Source organism: Pseudonocardia sp. CA-142604 (genome assembly GCF_050948475.1).
Taxonomy (GTDB): Bacteria; Actinomycetota; Actinomycetes; order Mycobacteriales; family Pseudonocardiaceae; genus Pseudonocardia; species Pseudonocardia alaniniphila.
In genome coordinates, this window is record NZ_CP192045.1 from 9700725 (window position 1) to 9714471 (window position 13747).

General features: G+C 71.7%; 18 protein-coding genes. 13 read left to right on the forward strand and 5 right to left on the reverse strand.

Annotated elements, in window-relative coordinates:
- Positions 1-48: 48 nt before the first annotated feature.
- From ACQPZQ_RS44330 to ACQPZQ_RS44355, 6 genes are read left to right on the forward strand one after another with little or no spacing between them, the layout of a single operon-like run.
- Entirely contained in the window at positions 49-351 is a 303-nt protein-coding gene (locus tag ACQPZQ_RS44330; protein WP_433290444.1) for an urease subunit gamma, read from the forward strand.
- A 1-nt stretch (position 352) separates the two neighbouring features.
- Positions 353-727, forward strand: a complete 375-nt coding sequence (locus ACQPZQ_RS44335; protein ID WP_433290445.1) for an urease subunit beta — start codon at positions 353-355, stop codon at positions 725-727.
- Positions 724-2454 carry an urease subunit alpha gene (locus ACQPZQ_RS44340; RefSeq protein ID WP_433290446.1) on the forward strand — a complete coding sequence of 577 codons (1731 nt, stop codon included), beginning with the start codon at positions 724-726 and terminating at the stop codon, positions 2452-2454. The genes ACQPZQ_RS44335 and ACQPZQ_RS44340 overlap by 4 nt, the downstream gene beginning before the upstream one ends.
- Complete coding sequence (locus tag ACQPZQ_RS44345) at positions 2454-3137, forward strand: urease accessory protein UreF (protein WP_433290447.1); 684 nt, start codon at positions 2454-2456, stop codon at positions 3135-3137. The genes ACQPZQ_RS44340 and ACQPZQ_RS44345 overlap by 1 nt, the downstream gene beginning before the upstream one ends.
- Entirely contained in the window at positions 3127-3834 is a 708-nt protein-coding gene (gene ureG / locus ACQPZQ_RS44350) for an urease accessory protein UreG (RefSeq protein WP_433290448.1), read from the forward strand. The genes ACQPZQ_RS44345 and ureG overlap by 11 nt, the downstream gene beginning before the upstream one ends.
- A gap of 4 nt (positions 3835-3838) precedes the next feature.
- Positions 3839-4669, forward strand: coding sequence for an urease accessory protein UreD (locus tag ACQPZQ_RS44355; protein WP_433290449.1), 831 nt, complete (start codon positions 3839-3841; stop codon positions 4667-4669).
- Here ACQPZQ_RS44355 and ACQPZQ_RS44360 read toward each other — a convergent pair.
- The 4 genes from ACQPZQ_RS44360 to fbaA all read right to left on the reverse strand — a co-directional run bounded on the left by ACQPZQ_RS44360 (position 4645) and on the right by fbaA (position 8156).
- Positions 4645-5307 (reverse strand): lysophospholipid acyltransferase family protein, encoded by a 663-nt coding sequence (locus ACQPZQ_RS44360; protein WP_433290450.1) that lies wholly within the window; start codon positions 5305-5307, stop codon positions 4645-4647. The two genes, ACQPZQ_RS44355 and ACQPZQ_RS44360, sit on opposite strands and share 25 nt — an antisense overlap.
- Before the next feature lie 217 nt (positions 5308-5524).
- Entirely contained in the window at positions 5525-6628 is a 1104-nt protein-coding gene (locus tag ACQPZQ_RS44365) for an FUSC family protein (RefSeq protein ID WP_433290451.1), read from the reverse strand.
- A gap of 3 nt (positions 6629-6631) precedes the next feature.
- A complete protein-coding gene (locus tag ACQPZQ_RS44370; protein ID WP_433290452.1) occupies positions 6632-7045 on the reverse strand; it encodes a DUF3151 domain-containing protein in 414 nt (137 codons plus the stop codon).
- Between the two features lie 79 nt (positions 7046-7124).
- The gene (fbaA, locus tag ACQPZQ_RS44375; protein WP_433290453.1) at positions 7125-8156 is read right to left on the reverse strand and encodes a class II fructose-bisphosphate aldolase; all 1032 of its coding nucleotides are present in this window, start codon (positions 8154-8156) and stop codon (positions 7125-7127) included.
- A 105-nt stretch (positions 8157-8261) separates the two neighbouring features.
- On the opposite strand from fbaA, the gene ACQPZQ_RS44380 reads away from it, so the two are divergent.
- From ACQPZQ_RS44380 to ACQPZQ_RS44395, 4 genes are all read left to right on the forward strand, one after another.
- A complete protein-coding gene (locus tag ACQPZQ_RS44380) occupies positions 8262-8846 on the forward strand; it encodes an RNA polymerase sigma factor (protein ID WP_433290454.1) in 585 nt (194 codons plus the stop codon).
- A 5-nt stretch (positions 8847-8851) separates the two neighbouring features.
- Positions 8852-9076: a hypothetical protein gene (locus ACQPZQ_RS44385; RefSeq protein ID WP_241036686.1), complete on the forward strand. Its 225-nt coding sequence runs from the start codon at positions 8852-8854 to the stop codon at positions 9074-9076.
- Between the two features lie 28 nt (positions 9077-9104).
- Positions 9105-9749: a DedA family protein gene (locus tag ACQPZQ_RS44390; RefSeq protein WP_433290455.1), complete on the forward strand. Its 645-nt coding sequence runs from the start codon at positions 9105-9107 to the stop codon at positions 9747-9749.
- Between the two features lie 91 nt (positions 9750-9840).
- Positions 9841-10554, forward strand: coding sequence for a DedA family protein (locus ACQPZQ_RS44395; RefSeq protein WP_433290456.1), 714 nt, complete (start codon positions 9841-9843; stop codon positions 10552-10554).
- A gap of 21 nt (positions 10555-10575) precedes the next feature.
- Here ACQPZQ_RS44395 and ACQPZQ_RS44400 read toward each other — a convergent pair whose 3' ends face one another.
- A complete protein-coding gene (locus tag ACQPZQ_RS44400; RefSeq protein ID WP_433290457.1) occupies positions 10576-11643 on the reverse strand; it encodes a glycoside hydrolase family 76 protein in 1068 nt (355 codons plus the stop codon).
- 78 nt (positions 11644-11721) lie between these two features.
- Between ACQPZQ_RS44400 and ACQPZQ_RS44405 the strand changes: the two genes are divergently transcribed.
- Genes ACQPZQ_RS44405 through ACQPZQ_RS44415 form a run of 3 tightly spaced genes read left to right on the forward strand, consistent with a single transcriptional unit; the run spans position 11722 to position 13741 of the window.
- The gene (locus ACQPZQ_RS44405; protein ID WP_433290458.1) at positions 11722-12717 is read left to right on the forward strand and encodes a GlxA family transcriptional regulator; all 996 of its coding nucleotides are present in this window, start codon (positions 11722-11724) and stop codon (positions 12715-12717) included.
- 2 nt (positions 12718-12719) lie between these two features.
- On the forward strand, positions 12720-13358 hold the full coding sequence (locus tag ACQPZQ_RS44410; RefSeq protein WP_433290459.1) for a DJ-1/PfpI family protein: 639 nt from the start codon (positions 12720-12722) through the stop codon (positions 13356-13358).
- Between the two features lie 2 nt (positions 13359-13360).
- Entirely contained in the window at positions 13361-13741 is a 381-nt protein-coding gene (locus ACQPZQ_RS44415; protein ID WP_433290460.1) for a hypothetical protein, read from the forward strand.
- The last annotated feature ends 6 nt before the right edge of the window (positions 13742-13747 follow it).

Genomic DNA, 13747 nt, shown 5'->3' on the forward strand with positions numbered 1-13747 from the left:
AAACATCGCTGATCCATCCCGTTAACAATCCCGGTCAAAACTGGCTGAATGCACCTGTCTCCCCAGGAGCGCGACAAGCTGCTCGTCCACGTCGCAGCGGACGTCGCGCGCTCCCGCCGTGCCCGTGGCCTGCGGATGAATTTCCCCGAAGCGGTCGCTTTGATCACCGATCACGTCCTGGAGGGCGCGCGGGACGGCCGCAGTGTCAGTGAGTTGATGTCGAGCGGCCGCAAGGTCCTGACCCGTGACGAGGTGCTGGACGGGGTGGGGCAGATGCTGGATCGGGTGCAGGTCGAGGCCACGTTCCCCGACGGCACGAAGCTCGTCACCGTCCACGACCCGATCGCCTGACGTGGCGGGCGGAGGCGCGTCGGGCGGCCCTGGCGAGATCATTCCGGGCGAAGGGGACATTCCACTGAATCCGGGGCGGGATCGGATCACCCTGGTGGTGACGAACGCGGCAGATCGACCGGTACAGGTCGGCTCACACTTTCATTTCGCGGCCGCCAACCTCGGCTTGGAATTCGACCGGGCCGCGGCATGGGGCCGGCACCTGGACATTCCGGCCGGCACCGCCGTCCGGTTCGAGCCGGGGGTGGAGCGGGAGGTGACGCTGGTGCCGCTGGCCGGTGCGCGGGTCGTCCACGGCCTGCGCGTCGAGTTCGCCGGCGCTCTGGACGAACGCAGCCACGAACCCGGCCCGCTCACCTACGGGAGTGCCACATGACCGAGCCGGTGTCCGCGATCGAGCGTTCCCGCTACGTCGACCTGTTCGGCCCCACCGTCGGCGATCGGATCCGGCTGGCCGACACCAACCTGCTGATCGAGGTCACCGACGACCTGAGCCGCGGCCCGGCGTCGGGCGACGAGGTGGTCTTCGGCGGCGGCAAGATGATCCGCGAGTCGATGGGCCAGTCGCAGCGCACCAGCGCCGAAGGCGCCCCGGACGTCGTCATCACCGGCGTCGTGGTGCTGGACCACTGGGGTGTGGTGAAGGCCGATGTCGGCATCCGCGACGGGCGGATCGCCGGGATCGGCAAGGCCGGCAACCCCGACACGATGGACGGTGTCGACGACGCCCTGGTGATCGGGCCGTCCACCGAGGTGATCGCGGGCAACGGGATGATCCTCACCGCCGGTGGGATCGACCCGCACGTCCACTTCGTCTGCCCGCAGTTGGTCGACACCGCACTCTCCACCGGGCTCACCACGCTCGCAGGCGGCGGCACGGGCCCCGCCGAGGGCACCAAGGCGACCACCGTCACGCCCGGCCCGCATTCGATCGGGCGGATGCTGCAGGCGATGGACCACCTGCCGATCAACGTGCTGCTGATGGGCAAGGGCAACACCACCAGCACCGATGCGTTGTGGGAGCAGCTACGCGCCGGAGCCGGCGGGTTCAAGCTGCACGAGGACTGGGGCACCACCCCCGCCGCGATCGACGCCAGCCTCCGGGTGGCCGACGCCTCCGGCGTGCAGGTGGCCATCCACACCGACACGCTGAACGAGGCAGGCTTCGTCCAGTCCACGCTCGACGCGATCGCCGGCCGCTCCATCAGCGCCTTTCACACCGAGGGCGCCGGCGGTGGGCACGCCCCGGACATCATCGAGATCGTCGAGCGCACCAACATCCTCCCGTCCTCGACGAACCCCACCAGGCCGCACACGGTCAACACCATCGACGAGCACCTCGACATGCTCATCTGCTGCCACCACCTCAACCCGAACGTGCCCGAGGACCTCGCCTTCGCCGAGAGCCGCATCCGGCCCACCACGATCGCCGCCGAGGACGTCCTGCACGACATGGGCGCGATCTCGATGATGAGCTCGGACTCCCAGGCGATGGGCCGCATCGGCGAGGTGATCATCCGCACCTGGCAGACCGCGCACGTGATGAAAGCCGCCCGCGGCGCGCTCCCCGGCGACGGACGTGCGGACAACCTGCGCGCACGCCGCTACGTCGCGAAGTACACGATCAACCCGGCCATCGCCCACGGCATGGCCCACGAGATCGGCTCGGTCGAGGTCGGCAAGCTCGCCGACCTGGTGCTGTGGGACCCCAAGTTCTTCGGGGTGCGCCCCCACCTGGTGCTCAAGGGCGGGTTCATCGCCTGGGCCCAGATGGGCGACGCCAACGCCTCGATCCCCTCCCCACAACCCGTGCTGGCCCGCCCGATGTTCGGCGCCGCACCCGCCGTCGCAGCCGCCACCAGCGTGAACTTCGTGGCGGCCGCAGCGATGGAGTTCGGCACGCTCGAACGGCTCGGACTGGCGAAATGCCCGGTGCCCGTGGCCGACACCCGCACCATCACCAAGAACCACATGATCGGCAACGACGCCATGCCTAACGTGCGGGTCGACCCCGACTCCTTCGCCGTGCGCATCGACGGTGAGCTCATCGAGCCGGCACCGGTCGATGAGCTGCCGATGGCCCAGCGCTACTTCCTCTTCTGATGGCGAGCCTGGCCGCCCTCACCCTCTCCGACGCCCGGTTCCCTGGCGGTGGGCACGCCCACTCGGGCGGGCTCGAGGAAGCGGTGTCCCGCGGGCTGCTCGCCGGTGTGCCCGAGCTGGGGTCGTTCCTGTCCGGGCGCCTGCGCACAGCGGGGCTCGTCGGCGCTGCGTTCGCGGCGGCCGCGGTGGTGGCGGCGACGAACCCGGCCGCGGACTGGGCGGGGCTCGACGCCGAACTGGACGCACGCACACCCGCCGCAGCCCAGCGCGACGCGTCACGCGCGCAGGGCCGGGCCGCCCTGCGCGCTGCCCGGCTCTCCTGGCCCTCGCCCGCGCTCGACGCGCTGTGTGCCGTGGCGCCCCGCCCTCATCACGCACTGCTGGTCGGGGCCGTCATCGGCATCGACGGCGGCACGCCGGCCGAGGCCGCCCAGTGCGTGGCCTACCTCGCGATCAGCGGCCCGGCCTCGGCGGCGGTGCGGCTGCTCGGGCTCGACCCGCTGGCGGTGAACGCCGCGATCGTCGCGCTGCGCCCCGTGCTCGACACCGTCGTGGCTCAGGCCGCGCATGCCGCGACGCTGCCGTCCGACCGGCTCCCCGCACCGGGCGCGCCGGTCCTCGACCTCATGGCCCAGGCCCACATCCACCATCACGGAGAGCAGGTGCGTCTCTTTGTCAGCTAGTAGCCATGGCCACGGACACGGGCACTCACTCGATCCGACGGCGACCGAGCCCGACCCACACATCGCGCCGACCCCGTCCGGGAGAGCGGTGCGGATCGGCATCGGCGGCCCGGTCGGCAGCGGCAAGACCGCGCTGGTGGCGGCCCTCGCCCGCACGCTCGGGCCGACGCTGCGCCTCGGTGTGGTGACCAACGACATCTACACCACCGAGGACGCCGACTTCCTGCGCCGGGCCGGAGTGCTCACTCCCGACCGCATCGAGGCCGTGCAGACCGGATGCTGCCCGCACACGGCGATCCGCGACGACATCACAGCCAATCTCGACGCCGTCGAGCTGCTGGAGGAGCGGTTCGGCGACCTGGACCTGGTGCTCGTGGAGAGCGGCGGCGACAACCTGACGGCGGTGTTCAGCCGCGGCCTGATCGACCGGCAGATCTTCGTCGTCGACGTGGCGGGCGGGGACAAGGTGCCGCGCAAGGGCGGTCCCGGCGTCACCACCGCCGACCTGCTGGTGATCAACAAGGTCGACCTCGCCCCGTACGTCGGCGCCGACCTCGTCGTGATGACCACCGATGCGCACCGCATGCGCGGAGAGCTGCCGGTGATCGCACAGTCCCTGGTGACCGACCCGGCCGCCTCCGACGTCGCCGAGTGGGTGCTCGCCCAGCTCGCCGCCGTGCGGGTCCCCGCGGCCTGACGCCGTGCTGGCCAGAGCCCGGATCGTCGTCGAGAAGGACGGCGAACGCAGTGTCGTCCGCGACCTGCAGTCGCAGCCGCCGCTGACGCTGCTGCCCCGGCGGGGCGCCGCCGCGGCCCGTTCCCCGGCCGCCACCGTCCACATGGTCGGCTCGGCCACCACACCGCTCGGCGGTGACGACGTGGGGCTCGAGGTCGTCGTCGGGCCGGGGGCGGACCTCGTGCTCACCGGGGTGGCCGCCACGGTCGCGCTGCCCGGACAGGGCGCGGGAGCGAGCAGCCGGCTCGTCGTCCGGCTACGGATCGGCGACGGGGCGGGCGTCCAGTACCTGCCGGAGCCCACCGTCGTCACCCGGCGCGCAGACCACCGCACCGAACTGCACGCCGAGCTGGGCGCCGGGGCCCGGATGCGCTGCCGCGAGGTGCTGGTCGCAGGCCGCAGCGGCGAGGCATCGGGCCGCTTCCGCGGGCTCACACGGGTGGTCGACACCGCAGCGGGCCGCCCGCTGCTGGTGCAGGAGCAGGAACTCGGCGACCCCACCCTGCACGCCTCCGCGGCCCACCTCGCCGAGCATCGCGTGCTCGCCACCGAGGTGCTGGTGTGGGGCGAGGACCCCCACCCCGGCCTGGCCGGCCCGTGGTGGTCGCTCACCCCGCTCGCCTGCCGTGGATCGCTCGCCATGGCCGTAGGCCCCGACGCGGTGACGGCGCAGCGGGGCCTCGCCCTCTCCATCGCAGGCCACCCCGGCTGGGCCGCGGCGATGGTGACCGCAATGGCCCCGCCGGAGCCGGAGCGCTCAGGCTCGCTGGATCAGGCCGCCGGGCGCTCGTGGTAGGTGTCGACGTACTCCTGGTGGGAGAGTCCGGCGATCGCGTCCATGATCTCGTCGGTCACGGCGCGACGGATCATGCCCGAGCCCTCCAGCCCTTCGTAGCGCGAAAAGTCGAGCGGCTCGCCGAAGTGGACCGTCACACGGCGCAGGCGCGGGAAGCGCGCGCCGACGGGCTGCACCCGCTCGGTGCCGATCAACGCGACCGGGACGACGGGAGCACCTGTGCTCAGCGCGAGCGTGGCCACGCCCGTGTGGCCGCGGTGCAGCCGGCCGTCGAGGGAGCGCGTGCCTTCGGGGTAGATCGCGAACGCGCCCCCGTCGTCGAGCACGCCGCGGGCAGCCTCCAGCGCCGCGAGCCCGGCCTTGGCGTTGGCACGGTCGACGGGGACGTAGCCCAGCGCCGAGAGGAACGACGCGAACGCACGGCCGCGTAGCCCGGTGCCGGTGAAGTACTCGGCCTTGCCGAGGAAGGAGACGGGACGGCCCGCGGTCAGCGCGATCACAGCGGTGTCGACGGCGGCCCGGTGGTTGGCCGCGATGATCACCGGACCGAAGCGAGGGACCCGCTCCGCACCGTGGACGACCGGGCGGTAGAGGAATCGGACGAACGGTGCGAGGAGCCAGCGAACGACCAGATGCACGCGCCGAGAACGTCGGCTGTGGACGACAGGTTCCCGCCGCGCGGCAATTGGGACCCACGATCACCCGGATGGCGCTCATATCGCCGACCTGAGGCCGGTCCGATCACGTTCTGTGCCCACTCGGCCGCCCTGCGCGGGGAGGGCTCCCACGGTGTTCCGGTGGTCCCCAGGGCAGGCGACACTCCTCGCTCACGGCCCCGTCAGGCCGCCGATCTCGTCACGACTGGGGTTGGTGCAGCATCGCCTCGCGGGCCTCGGCACGGGTCATGCCGGTGGCCTGCAGCAGGTCCAGCGCGATCGAACGCAGCTGCGCCACGATCACCTGCTCCGACGGCCCACCACTCCACTCGCCCGACAGTTCCGACGAGTGCCGGACGACGTCCAGCACCGGCTCGCGGGCGCGCTCCCGGTCGCCCTCACGCCCGAGTTGGCCGGTCAGCGCCCGGACGGCCGAGGAGAGCTCGCACAGGAGGTCGGGCAGCTCCGGTGTGACGGGCTCGTCGTTCTCCAGGGCGACGTAGACACGACGGCCGAGCACACGGGCGTTGCGCATCGCGTAGTCGGCCCGCTCGGCGAGCTCCGCGAACCGGCCGAGGACCCGGCGGCGCCGGCGGTACAGAGGCGAGACCGCGGTGACCTCCTGCCCCGCGCGCAGGGCGGCACGCAGTTCGTCGATGAGCGGCTGGCTGGCCCGTGCGCGTTCCAGGGCCGGGGCGGCCGCACCCGAGTCACGGTTGCGCAGTGCGTCCGCGATCAGGTCGAGCACGGTGGCCAGCTCGTCGAGCAGGGCACGCGCCTGGCGGCGGACCGGGCCCACCGGATCCGTCGGCAGGACGGCCACGACCAGCACTCCGACCGCACCGCCGACCAGCGCGTCGATACAGCGGTCGATCCCGCCCTGCTGACCGGGTGGCAGCAGGGTCGCCACCAGCACCGCGGACGACGCGGCCTGGGCCACGAGCAGCGTGGCGCCGTCGGCGAACACCGCGATGGCCATCGCGAGGCCGACCACCAGGACGATCTGCCAGGCGCCGCTCCCGATCGCGGAGATCAGCAGGTCGCCCACCAGCACACCGAGGCTCACCCCGAGGACCAGCTCGACGACGCGGCGCAGCCTGTTGCCCAGCGACACACCGAGGCTGATCACGGCCGCGATCGGCGCGAAGAACGGCCGCTGGTGACCGATCAGGTTGTGGGCGACGAACCAGGCCAGCCCCGCCGCCACCGCGCACTGTGTGATCGGAATCGCGGACGCCCGCAGCCGATGGGTGCCGCGCCGGAGCCGGACGCCCAGCCGGTCCAGCCGGACCGCCGCTGGCAAGGGTCAGCCCAGGCCGAGTGCGGCCGGGGCAGCGGGATCGGAGTCGGTGAGGAAGGCCAGGCAGCGTTCCGCCTCATCGGTCTCGCCGATGAGGGCGGCGGCTCGCTGCAGCGCGGCCAGTGCGCGCAGGAAGCCCCGGTTGGGCTCGTGCGACCACGGAACGGGGCCGAAGCCCTTCCAGCCGGAACGACGGAGCTGGTCGAGGCCACGGTGGTAGCCGGTGCGGGCGTATGCGTAGGCGGTGATCGTCAGCGCGTTCTCGAGAGCACGCTCGGCGAGCACCGCCCACGCCAGTGAGGACGTCGGGTATGCGGCCGCGACCTCCTCCGGCGCGACGCCGCGATCGAGCTCCGCGGCGGCCGGGTCGACGGGCAGCAGGGTGGGCTCAGGTCCGAGCAGGTTGCCGTGCAGCGTCATGCCAGCATCTTGCCGCCTTCCCCGCCGTGTTCGGATTCCGAGTGCCGGGGCAGCAGGCCCACCCGCTGCCGAGGGTCGATCAGCGGAGGGTCTGTCCTGTGGACCGCAGGTTCTCGCAGGCGACGACGACGCGATCGGACATCCCGACCTCGGCCGCCTTCAGGTACGAGCGGGGGTCGTAGGCCTTCTTGTTGCCCACCTCGCCGTCGATCTTGAGCACGCCGTCGTAGTTGTTGAACATGTGGCCGACGATCGGGCGGGTGAAGGCGTACTGCGTGTCGGTGTCGACGTTCATCTTGACCACGCCGTAGCTCAGCGCCTCGTGGATCTCCTCGAGCAGCGAACCAGATCCGCCGTGGAAGACCAGGTCGAGCGGCTTGGAGCCGTCGGGCAGCCCGAGCTTGCGGCTGGCCACCTCCTGGCCCTGCTTGAGGATCTCCGGGCGCAGCTTGACGTTGCCGGGCTTGTAGACGCCGTGCACGTTGCCGAACGTGGCGGCCAGCAGGTAGCGGCCCTTCTCGCCGGCACCGAGCGCGTCCACGGTGTCCTCGTAGTCACCAGGGGCGGTGTAGAGCTTCTCGTTGATCTCGTTGGCGACGCCGTCCTCCTCGCCGCCGACCACCCCGATCTCGACCTCGAGGATGATCTTGGCCTTGACGGCCTGATCGAGCAGCTCAGCGGCGATCCGCAGGTTCTCGTGCAGCTCGGTGGCCGACCCGTCCCACATGTGCGACTGGAACAGCGGGTTGTCCCCGCGGGCCACCCGCTCCTGGCTGATCGCGATCAGCGGACGGACATAGGTGTCGAGCTTGTCCTTGGGGCAGTGGTCGGTGTGCAGCGCGACGTTGATCGGGTACTTCGCGGCGACGACGTGCGCGAACTCGGCGAGTCCGACGGCGCCGGTCACCATGTCCTTGACGGCCGTGCCGGAGAGGAACTCGGCTCCGCCCGTGGAGATCTGGACGATCCCGTCGCTCTCCGCCTCGGCGAAGCCCCGCAGCGCGGCGTTCAACGTCTCGGTGCTCGTCACGTTGATCGCCGGGTAGGCGTACTCACCGTTCTTGGCCTTGTCCAACATCTCGTTGTACTTCTCGGGGGTGGCGATCGGCACGGTCGGGCCTCCTCGACGTCCTCGGTGTTTCCAGCCGCAGTATCCCGCAATGAAAGGACGACGGCGCCGTCAGCGGAGAAGGTACGCACTACTAGGCTGGGTCGCATGATCCGCGACGGTGGGGAGAACGCCGTCGAGCAGACGCTGAGCAGATTGCGCCGCATCGACACCAGCCGGGAGCCGGCACCGGCTCCCGGTACGCCGCGCACCCTCTCGGACCTCTACCGCGACCACCGGATGCGGATGGTGCGGCTCGCCGTGCTGTTGGTGGACGATCCGAGCACAGCGGAGGACGTCGTCCAGGAGGCGTTCACCGGTCTGCATCGGCACTGGTCAGGGCTCCGCGACGAGGCTGCGGCCGTCGGCTATCTGCGCACGGCTGTGGTGAACGGCTCACGGTCGGTGCTGCGCCGCAGGCGCACCGCGCGCGACTACGTCCCGCCGCACCAGGTCAACGCCCGCTCGGCCGAGTCGCTGGCGATGCTGTCGTCCGAGCACCAGGCCGTGGTCGACGCGCTCTCCACCTTGCCGCCACGCCAACGTGAGGTGCTGGTGCTGCGGTACTACGGCGGGTTGTCGGAGGCCGAGATCGCCGAATCCACCGGCATCAGCCGCGGCACCGTGAAGTCGACGGCGAGCCGGGCGCTCGAGGCCGTCGCGCGCGTGATGAGCGGCGGTGGGGCACGATGATGCCTGTGAGCACGAGCGACGATTCCGAGCGACGCGTCGCCGAGGCGCTGCGGGCCAGAGCGTCGGGAGCGGGTCGCCCCGGAGTGCCCCGCACGGCGCGGGCGACCCCCGCATCCCCCACGGGAGCGCGCAAGGCGCTGCTGATCGCGCTGCTCGGCGGCGTGGTGCTGGGCGTCGCGCTCGCGCTGTTGTCGCTGCTGGTGCCGGGGCTCCTCCCCGCCCTTGGCTGACCACAGCTGCCCGGTACCGTTCCCTCCCGTGACTGCGCTCGCGCTCGGCCCCGAGTGGCTCCAGCCGGATACGATCATTTCCTGGCTCGGCCCGTGGGCGCTGATCGGGCTCGCCCTCATCGTCTTCGCCGAGTGCGGGCTGCTGCTCGGGTTCTTCCTGCCCGGCGACTCCCTGCTCTTCACCGGTGGCCTGTTCGTGGCGCAGGGGTCGATCCAGACCCCGCTGTGGCTGGTCTGCCTGATCCTCGTGGTCGCGGCCTTCGCCGGCAACGCCACGGGCTACTGGGTCGGACGCGCGGCCGGTCCCGCGGTGTTCGACAGGCCCAAGTCGCGGTTGTTCAAGCCGCAGCACGTGCGCAAGACGCAGGAGTTCTTCGACAAGTACGGCAACCGCGCCATCGTGCTCGGCCGGTTCGTGCCGGTCGTGCGCACCTTCATCACGGTGATGGCAGGCGTCGGCCGCATGGAACCGAAGCGCTACCTCGGCTACTCGCTCATCGGCGGCGTCGCGTGGGCGGCGGGCGTCACCGTGCTGGGCTTCTGGCTCGGCCAGTTCGAGGTCGTGCGCAACAACATCGAGCTGATGCTCATCGCCATCGTGGCCGTGTCGATCGTGCCGATCGTCATCGAGGTGCTGCGCGCCCGCCGCACGCCAGGCGCACACGCCAGGTAACACCTCCGGGTAACACCGCCCCGGGCGACATCGCTCGTGGTAACACCGCTCAGCGCCCGGGCGAGCCCAGGGGTACCTACCCTGGAGTGCTGTGAGCGTTGCGCCCACCGTGTACCACGCCCTCGGGCCCCTCACCCAGGCCGGACCGGTCACGGTGTGGGTGGTCGTGCTCGTCTTCGTCTTCTTCGAATGCGCGCTCATCATCGGGATGTTCCTGCCCGGCGACACGCTGCTGCTCGCAGCCGGAGTCGTGCTCGCCCAGGGCGACCACGAGGCCAGCGCCTGGACGCTCGGGGTGGTGGCCACCGGCGTCGCCGTGGCCGGAAACCAGGTGGGTTATCTCGTCGGCCGCTACGCCGGCACGCGGATGCTCGCGCGCCGCGACGGCCGCATCCTCAACCGCGCCAACCTCGCACGGGCCAGCGCCTTCTTCGACCGCTGGGGGTTCTGGGCCATCGTCGTGGCCCGCTGGGTGCCCTGGGTACGCACTCTCGCGCCGATGATCGCCGGCGCCGCCCGCATGGACAACCGGCGCTACATCGTCGCCAACGCCGTCGGCGCGGTCTGCTGGGTTCCCACGCTGATCATGCTCGGGTACTACGGCGCGGGGCTGCTCGACGTCGTTCCCTGGCTCAAGGACGCCGCGGCCCTCGTCGCGATCGCATTCTTCGTGGTCGGTACCGGCTACGGGCTCTTCCGCTATCGCCAGGAGATGCGCCGCCCGATCGATGACACGCCGACGACACCGGCGGACGACGAACCCGAGGAACCGGACCAGGACGAGGGCCTCCGCGACACCGGCTGAGGCGCGAGTGCTGGGAGCGGCTCAGCCGCCCCGCTGCAGCCGTGCTGCGGCTTCCATCAGCATCCATCCCGAGAGCTGCACCGAGAGGTCGGCCTCCGGAACCCCGGGGTGGGGCGGGAAGGCGGGCCTGCTCCATTCCGCGGAGAAGACCGGTCCACCGCGAACCTCCGCCCGGCCGTCCCACACAGCGGTAGCGCTCGACCGCACGATCCGTGTCGCGGGGCCGGCGAGCTCCGGCACGCGCAGCGCGGCATCGGTCAGGTAGCGCGCGGTGATGCCGGCGAAGAGACCACCGTCGCCCCCACCCGAACCGGGCAGCACGCCGCGGGAATCAGCGAGCCGGTGGGTCATCGCGTCGACGATCGCCATCGCCCTGTCCGTGAAGCGGAGGTGGCCGTCGCGTTCGATCAGCTCGACACAGGCGCCGAGGTACACGCCCTGGCAGTAGGTGTAGATGTAGGGCTCGACGGCGCGGATGCTGCCGTCCGAGGCCACCCGCACCCCGTCCCGGACGAGCCCGGAGTCCGGGTCGATCAACGTCTCCGCCATCCAGTCGCAGATCGCCGCGGCGAACGCCGACTGGCCGTCACGGGCGAGCAGGATCGCCGCCGGGCCGTTCGCGGGCGCGGCCTTGAAGTCGTCCTCGCGCCGCCACCAGATGCCGCCGCCCGCGCCCTCCGTCCACCCCTCGTGCAGCCGGTTGATGATCGCGGCGAGCGCGGGAAGGCCGGGGCGGCCGGCGAGGAGTCCCGCGCGTTGCACCGCGAGGCCGAGCCAGGCGACGTCGTCGTAGTACCGGTTGAGCCAGGAACCCGTGTTGTGCAGCCGGATGCCGCGGACCAGCGCCGCGATCGCGCGGGCTCGACGCCGCTCGGGTGAGCGCAGCTGCGCGTCGACCATGCAGTCCAGGAGGTGCGCCTGCCACCAGTAGTGCCACGGCGCCGGGGGTGAGGGCAACGGTCTCGGCCACCGGACGCGTCCGATTCGGGTGCCTGGCACCACCCCGGCGAGCCGTCGTAGGTGGCGGCGGACGACCGCCCGCTCGGCGATGCCCGCCCGTTCCGACCAGTCGACCTCAGCGGCAGCCACCGAGCCAGTCTGCCCGATGGCCGAATGAGTGGGGTTCGTGTCGTTGACGCCATACCGTCGTGCGACCACCGTGAGTACATGCCCAGCCACCAGGTGGTCATCCCCGTCTTCGACGGCATCCAGCCGCTGGACGCCACGGGCCCGCACGAGGTGCTGATGGGTGCCACGCGGCTACTCGACCACCTCGGGTCCGAGAGGGCGGGCTACCGCGTCACCCTGGTCGCGGAGACCCCGGGAACCGTCACGTCCGACAGCGGCATGCGCATGTGCCCGGACGGCCCGCTCCCGGAGACGGGTGAGATCGGCACGCTGCTGGTGCCGGGCGGCGGCGGGTCACGCGCCATGACGTCCGACCACCCGCTGGTCGAGTGGCTCCGCCGCGCCGCCCCACGCGCCGAGCGGGTCGTCTCGGTGTGCACGGGGGCGTTCGCGCTGGCCGCCGCCGGACTGCTCGACGGCCTGTCCGCCACCACACACTGGCGCTACGCACCGGCGCTCGCCGCCCGGTACCCGGCCGTCGACGTGCGTCCCGACCCCATCTACCTGCAGCAGGGCCGCATCTGGACGGCCGCGGGCGTCACCGCCGGTGTCGACCTGGCCCTTGCTCTCGTCGAGGCCGACCACGGCGCCGAGATCGCACAGTACGTCGCGCGCGAGCTCGTGGTGTTCCTGCGCAGGCCGGGTGGGCAGAGCCAGTTCGCCGGACCCGTCTGGTCGCCGCCTGCGCGCCAGCCCTCGATCAGGGCCGCGCAGGACCTCATCCACAGCGACCCGGCAGCCGACCTGCGGGTGCCGGTCCTCGCAGCACGCGTGGGCATGAGCGAGCGCCACTTCAGCCGCGAGTTCACCCGCGCACTCGGGCGGTCGCCGGGCGACTACGTCGAGCAGGTGCGCGTCGACGCCGCCAAGAGGCTGCTGGAGTCCGAACCGGTGCTCGTCACCGTCGCAGCGGCGCGTGCGGGCTTCGGCACCGCGGAGACGATGCGGCGCGCGTTCCTGCGCCGGATCGGCGTGGCCCCCGACCAGTACCGACGGCATTTCGCCACCACCGCGCCCATCGACGGAAGGACGTGACCATGCAGGTCGCCATCATGCTGTTCCCCCGGCTGACCGCGCTCGACGCGATCGGGCCCTACGAGGTGCTGCAGACCGTGCCGGAGCACGACGTCGTGTTCGTCGGCGAGCACCGCGGCGAGGTCCGCGCCGACACCGGCTTCCTCGGCCTCACGGTCGACAAGACGTTCGCCGACGTGCAGTCGCCGGACATCGTGGTGGTGCCGGGTGGACCCGGCTCACGTGCCCTGCTCAACGGGGGAGCCCACCTCGACTGGCTGCGCGCGGTCCACCCGCGCACGCGATTCACCACGTCGGTCTGCACGGGCTCGCTCGTCCTCGCCGCGGCCGGGCTTCTCGACGGGCTCACGGCCACCACCTACTGGGGGGCCATGGATCACCTGGAGAAGCTCGGTGCCGTGCCCGTGACGCAACGGGTGGTCGAGCACCTGCCCGAGCGCCTGATCACCGCAGCGGGCGTGTCATCGGGTATCGACATGGCCATCCGGCTCGTCGAGGTGCTCGTCGACGACGTGGCGGCGCGGGCGGCGCAGATGCTCATCGAGTACGACCCGCAGCCCCCGTTCGACGCCGGGCACCCCAGCCGGGTCGGCTCAGCCGTGATGGAGCGGGCGCAGGAGTACCGGCGGGCACGGTCATGACGATGCCGGCGCAGGCCAGGCGCGCGGCGCTCGCCGACCGCCGCTTCTGGCGCCATTTCCTCGAGATGCTGCTCGCGATGGTCGTCGGGATGGTGGCGCTCGGGCCGTTGTGGCCCGAGCTGCACGGAAGCACCGAGCTCCACCTTCTCGTCATGGCCACGAACATGACGCTGGGCATGGCCCTCTGGATGGCCGTGCGCCGGCACCGGTGGGTGGCCATCGCGGAGATGGGCCTGGCGATGTACGTGCCGTTCGTGGTGCTTCTCCCGCCGTTCTGGGCGGGCTGGCTGTCGGCCGATGCGATGTTCGTGCTCGGCCACGTCCTGATGCTGCCGGCGATGCTCCTCGCCATGCTCCGCAGGCCGTCCGAGTACCTCTGCTAGCTCTCC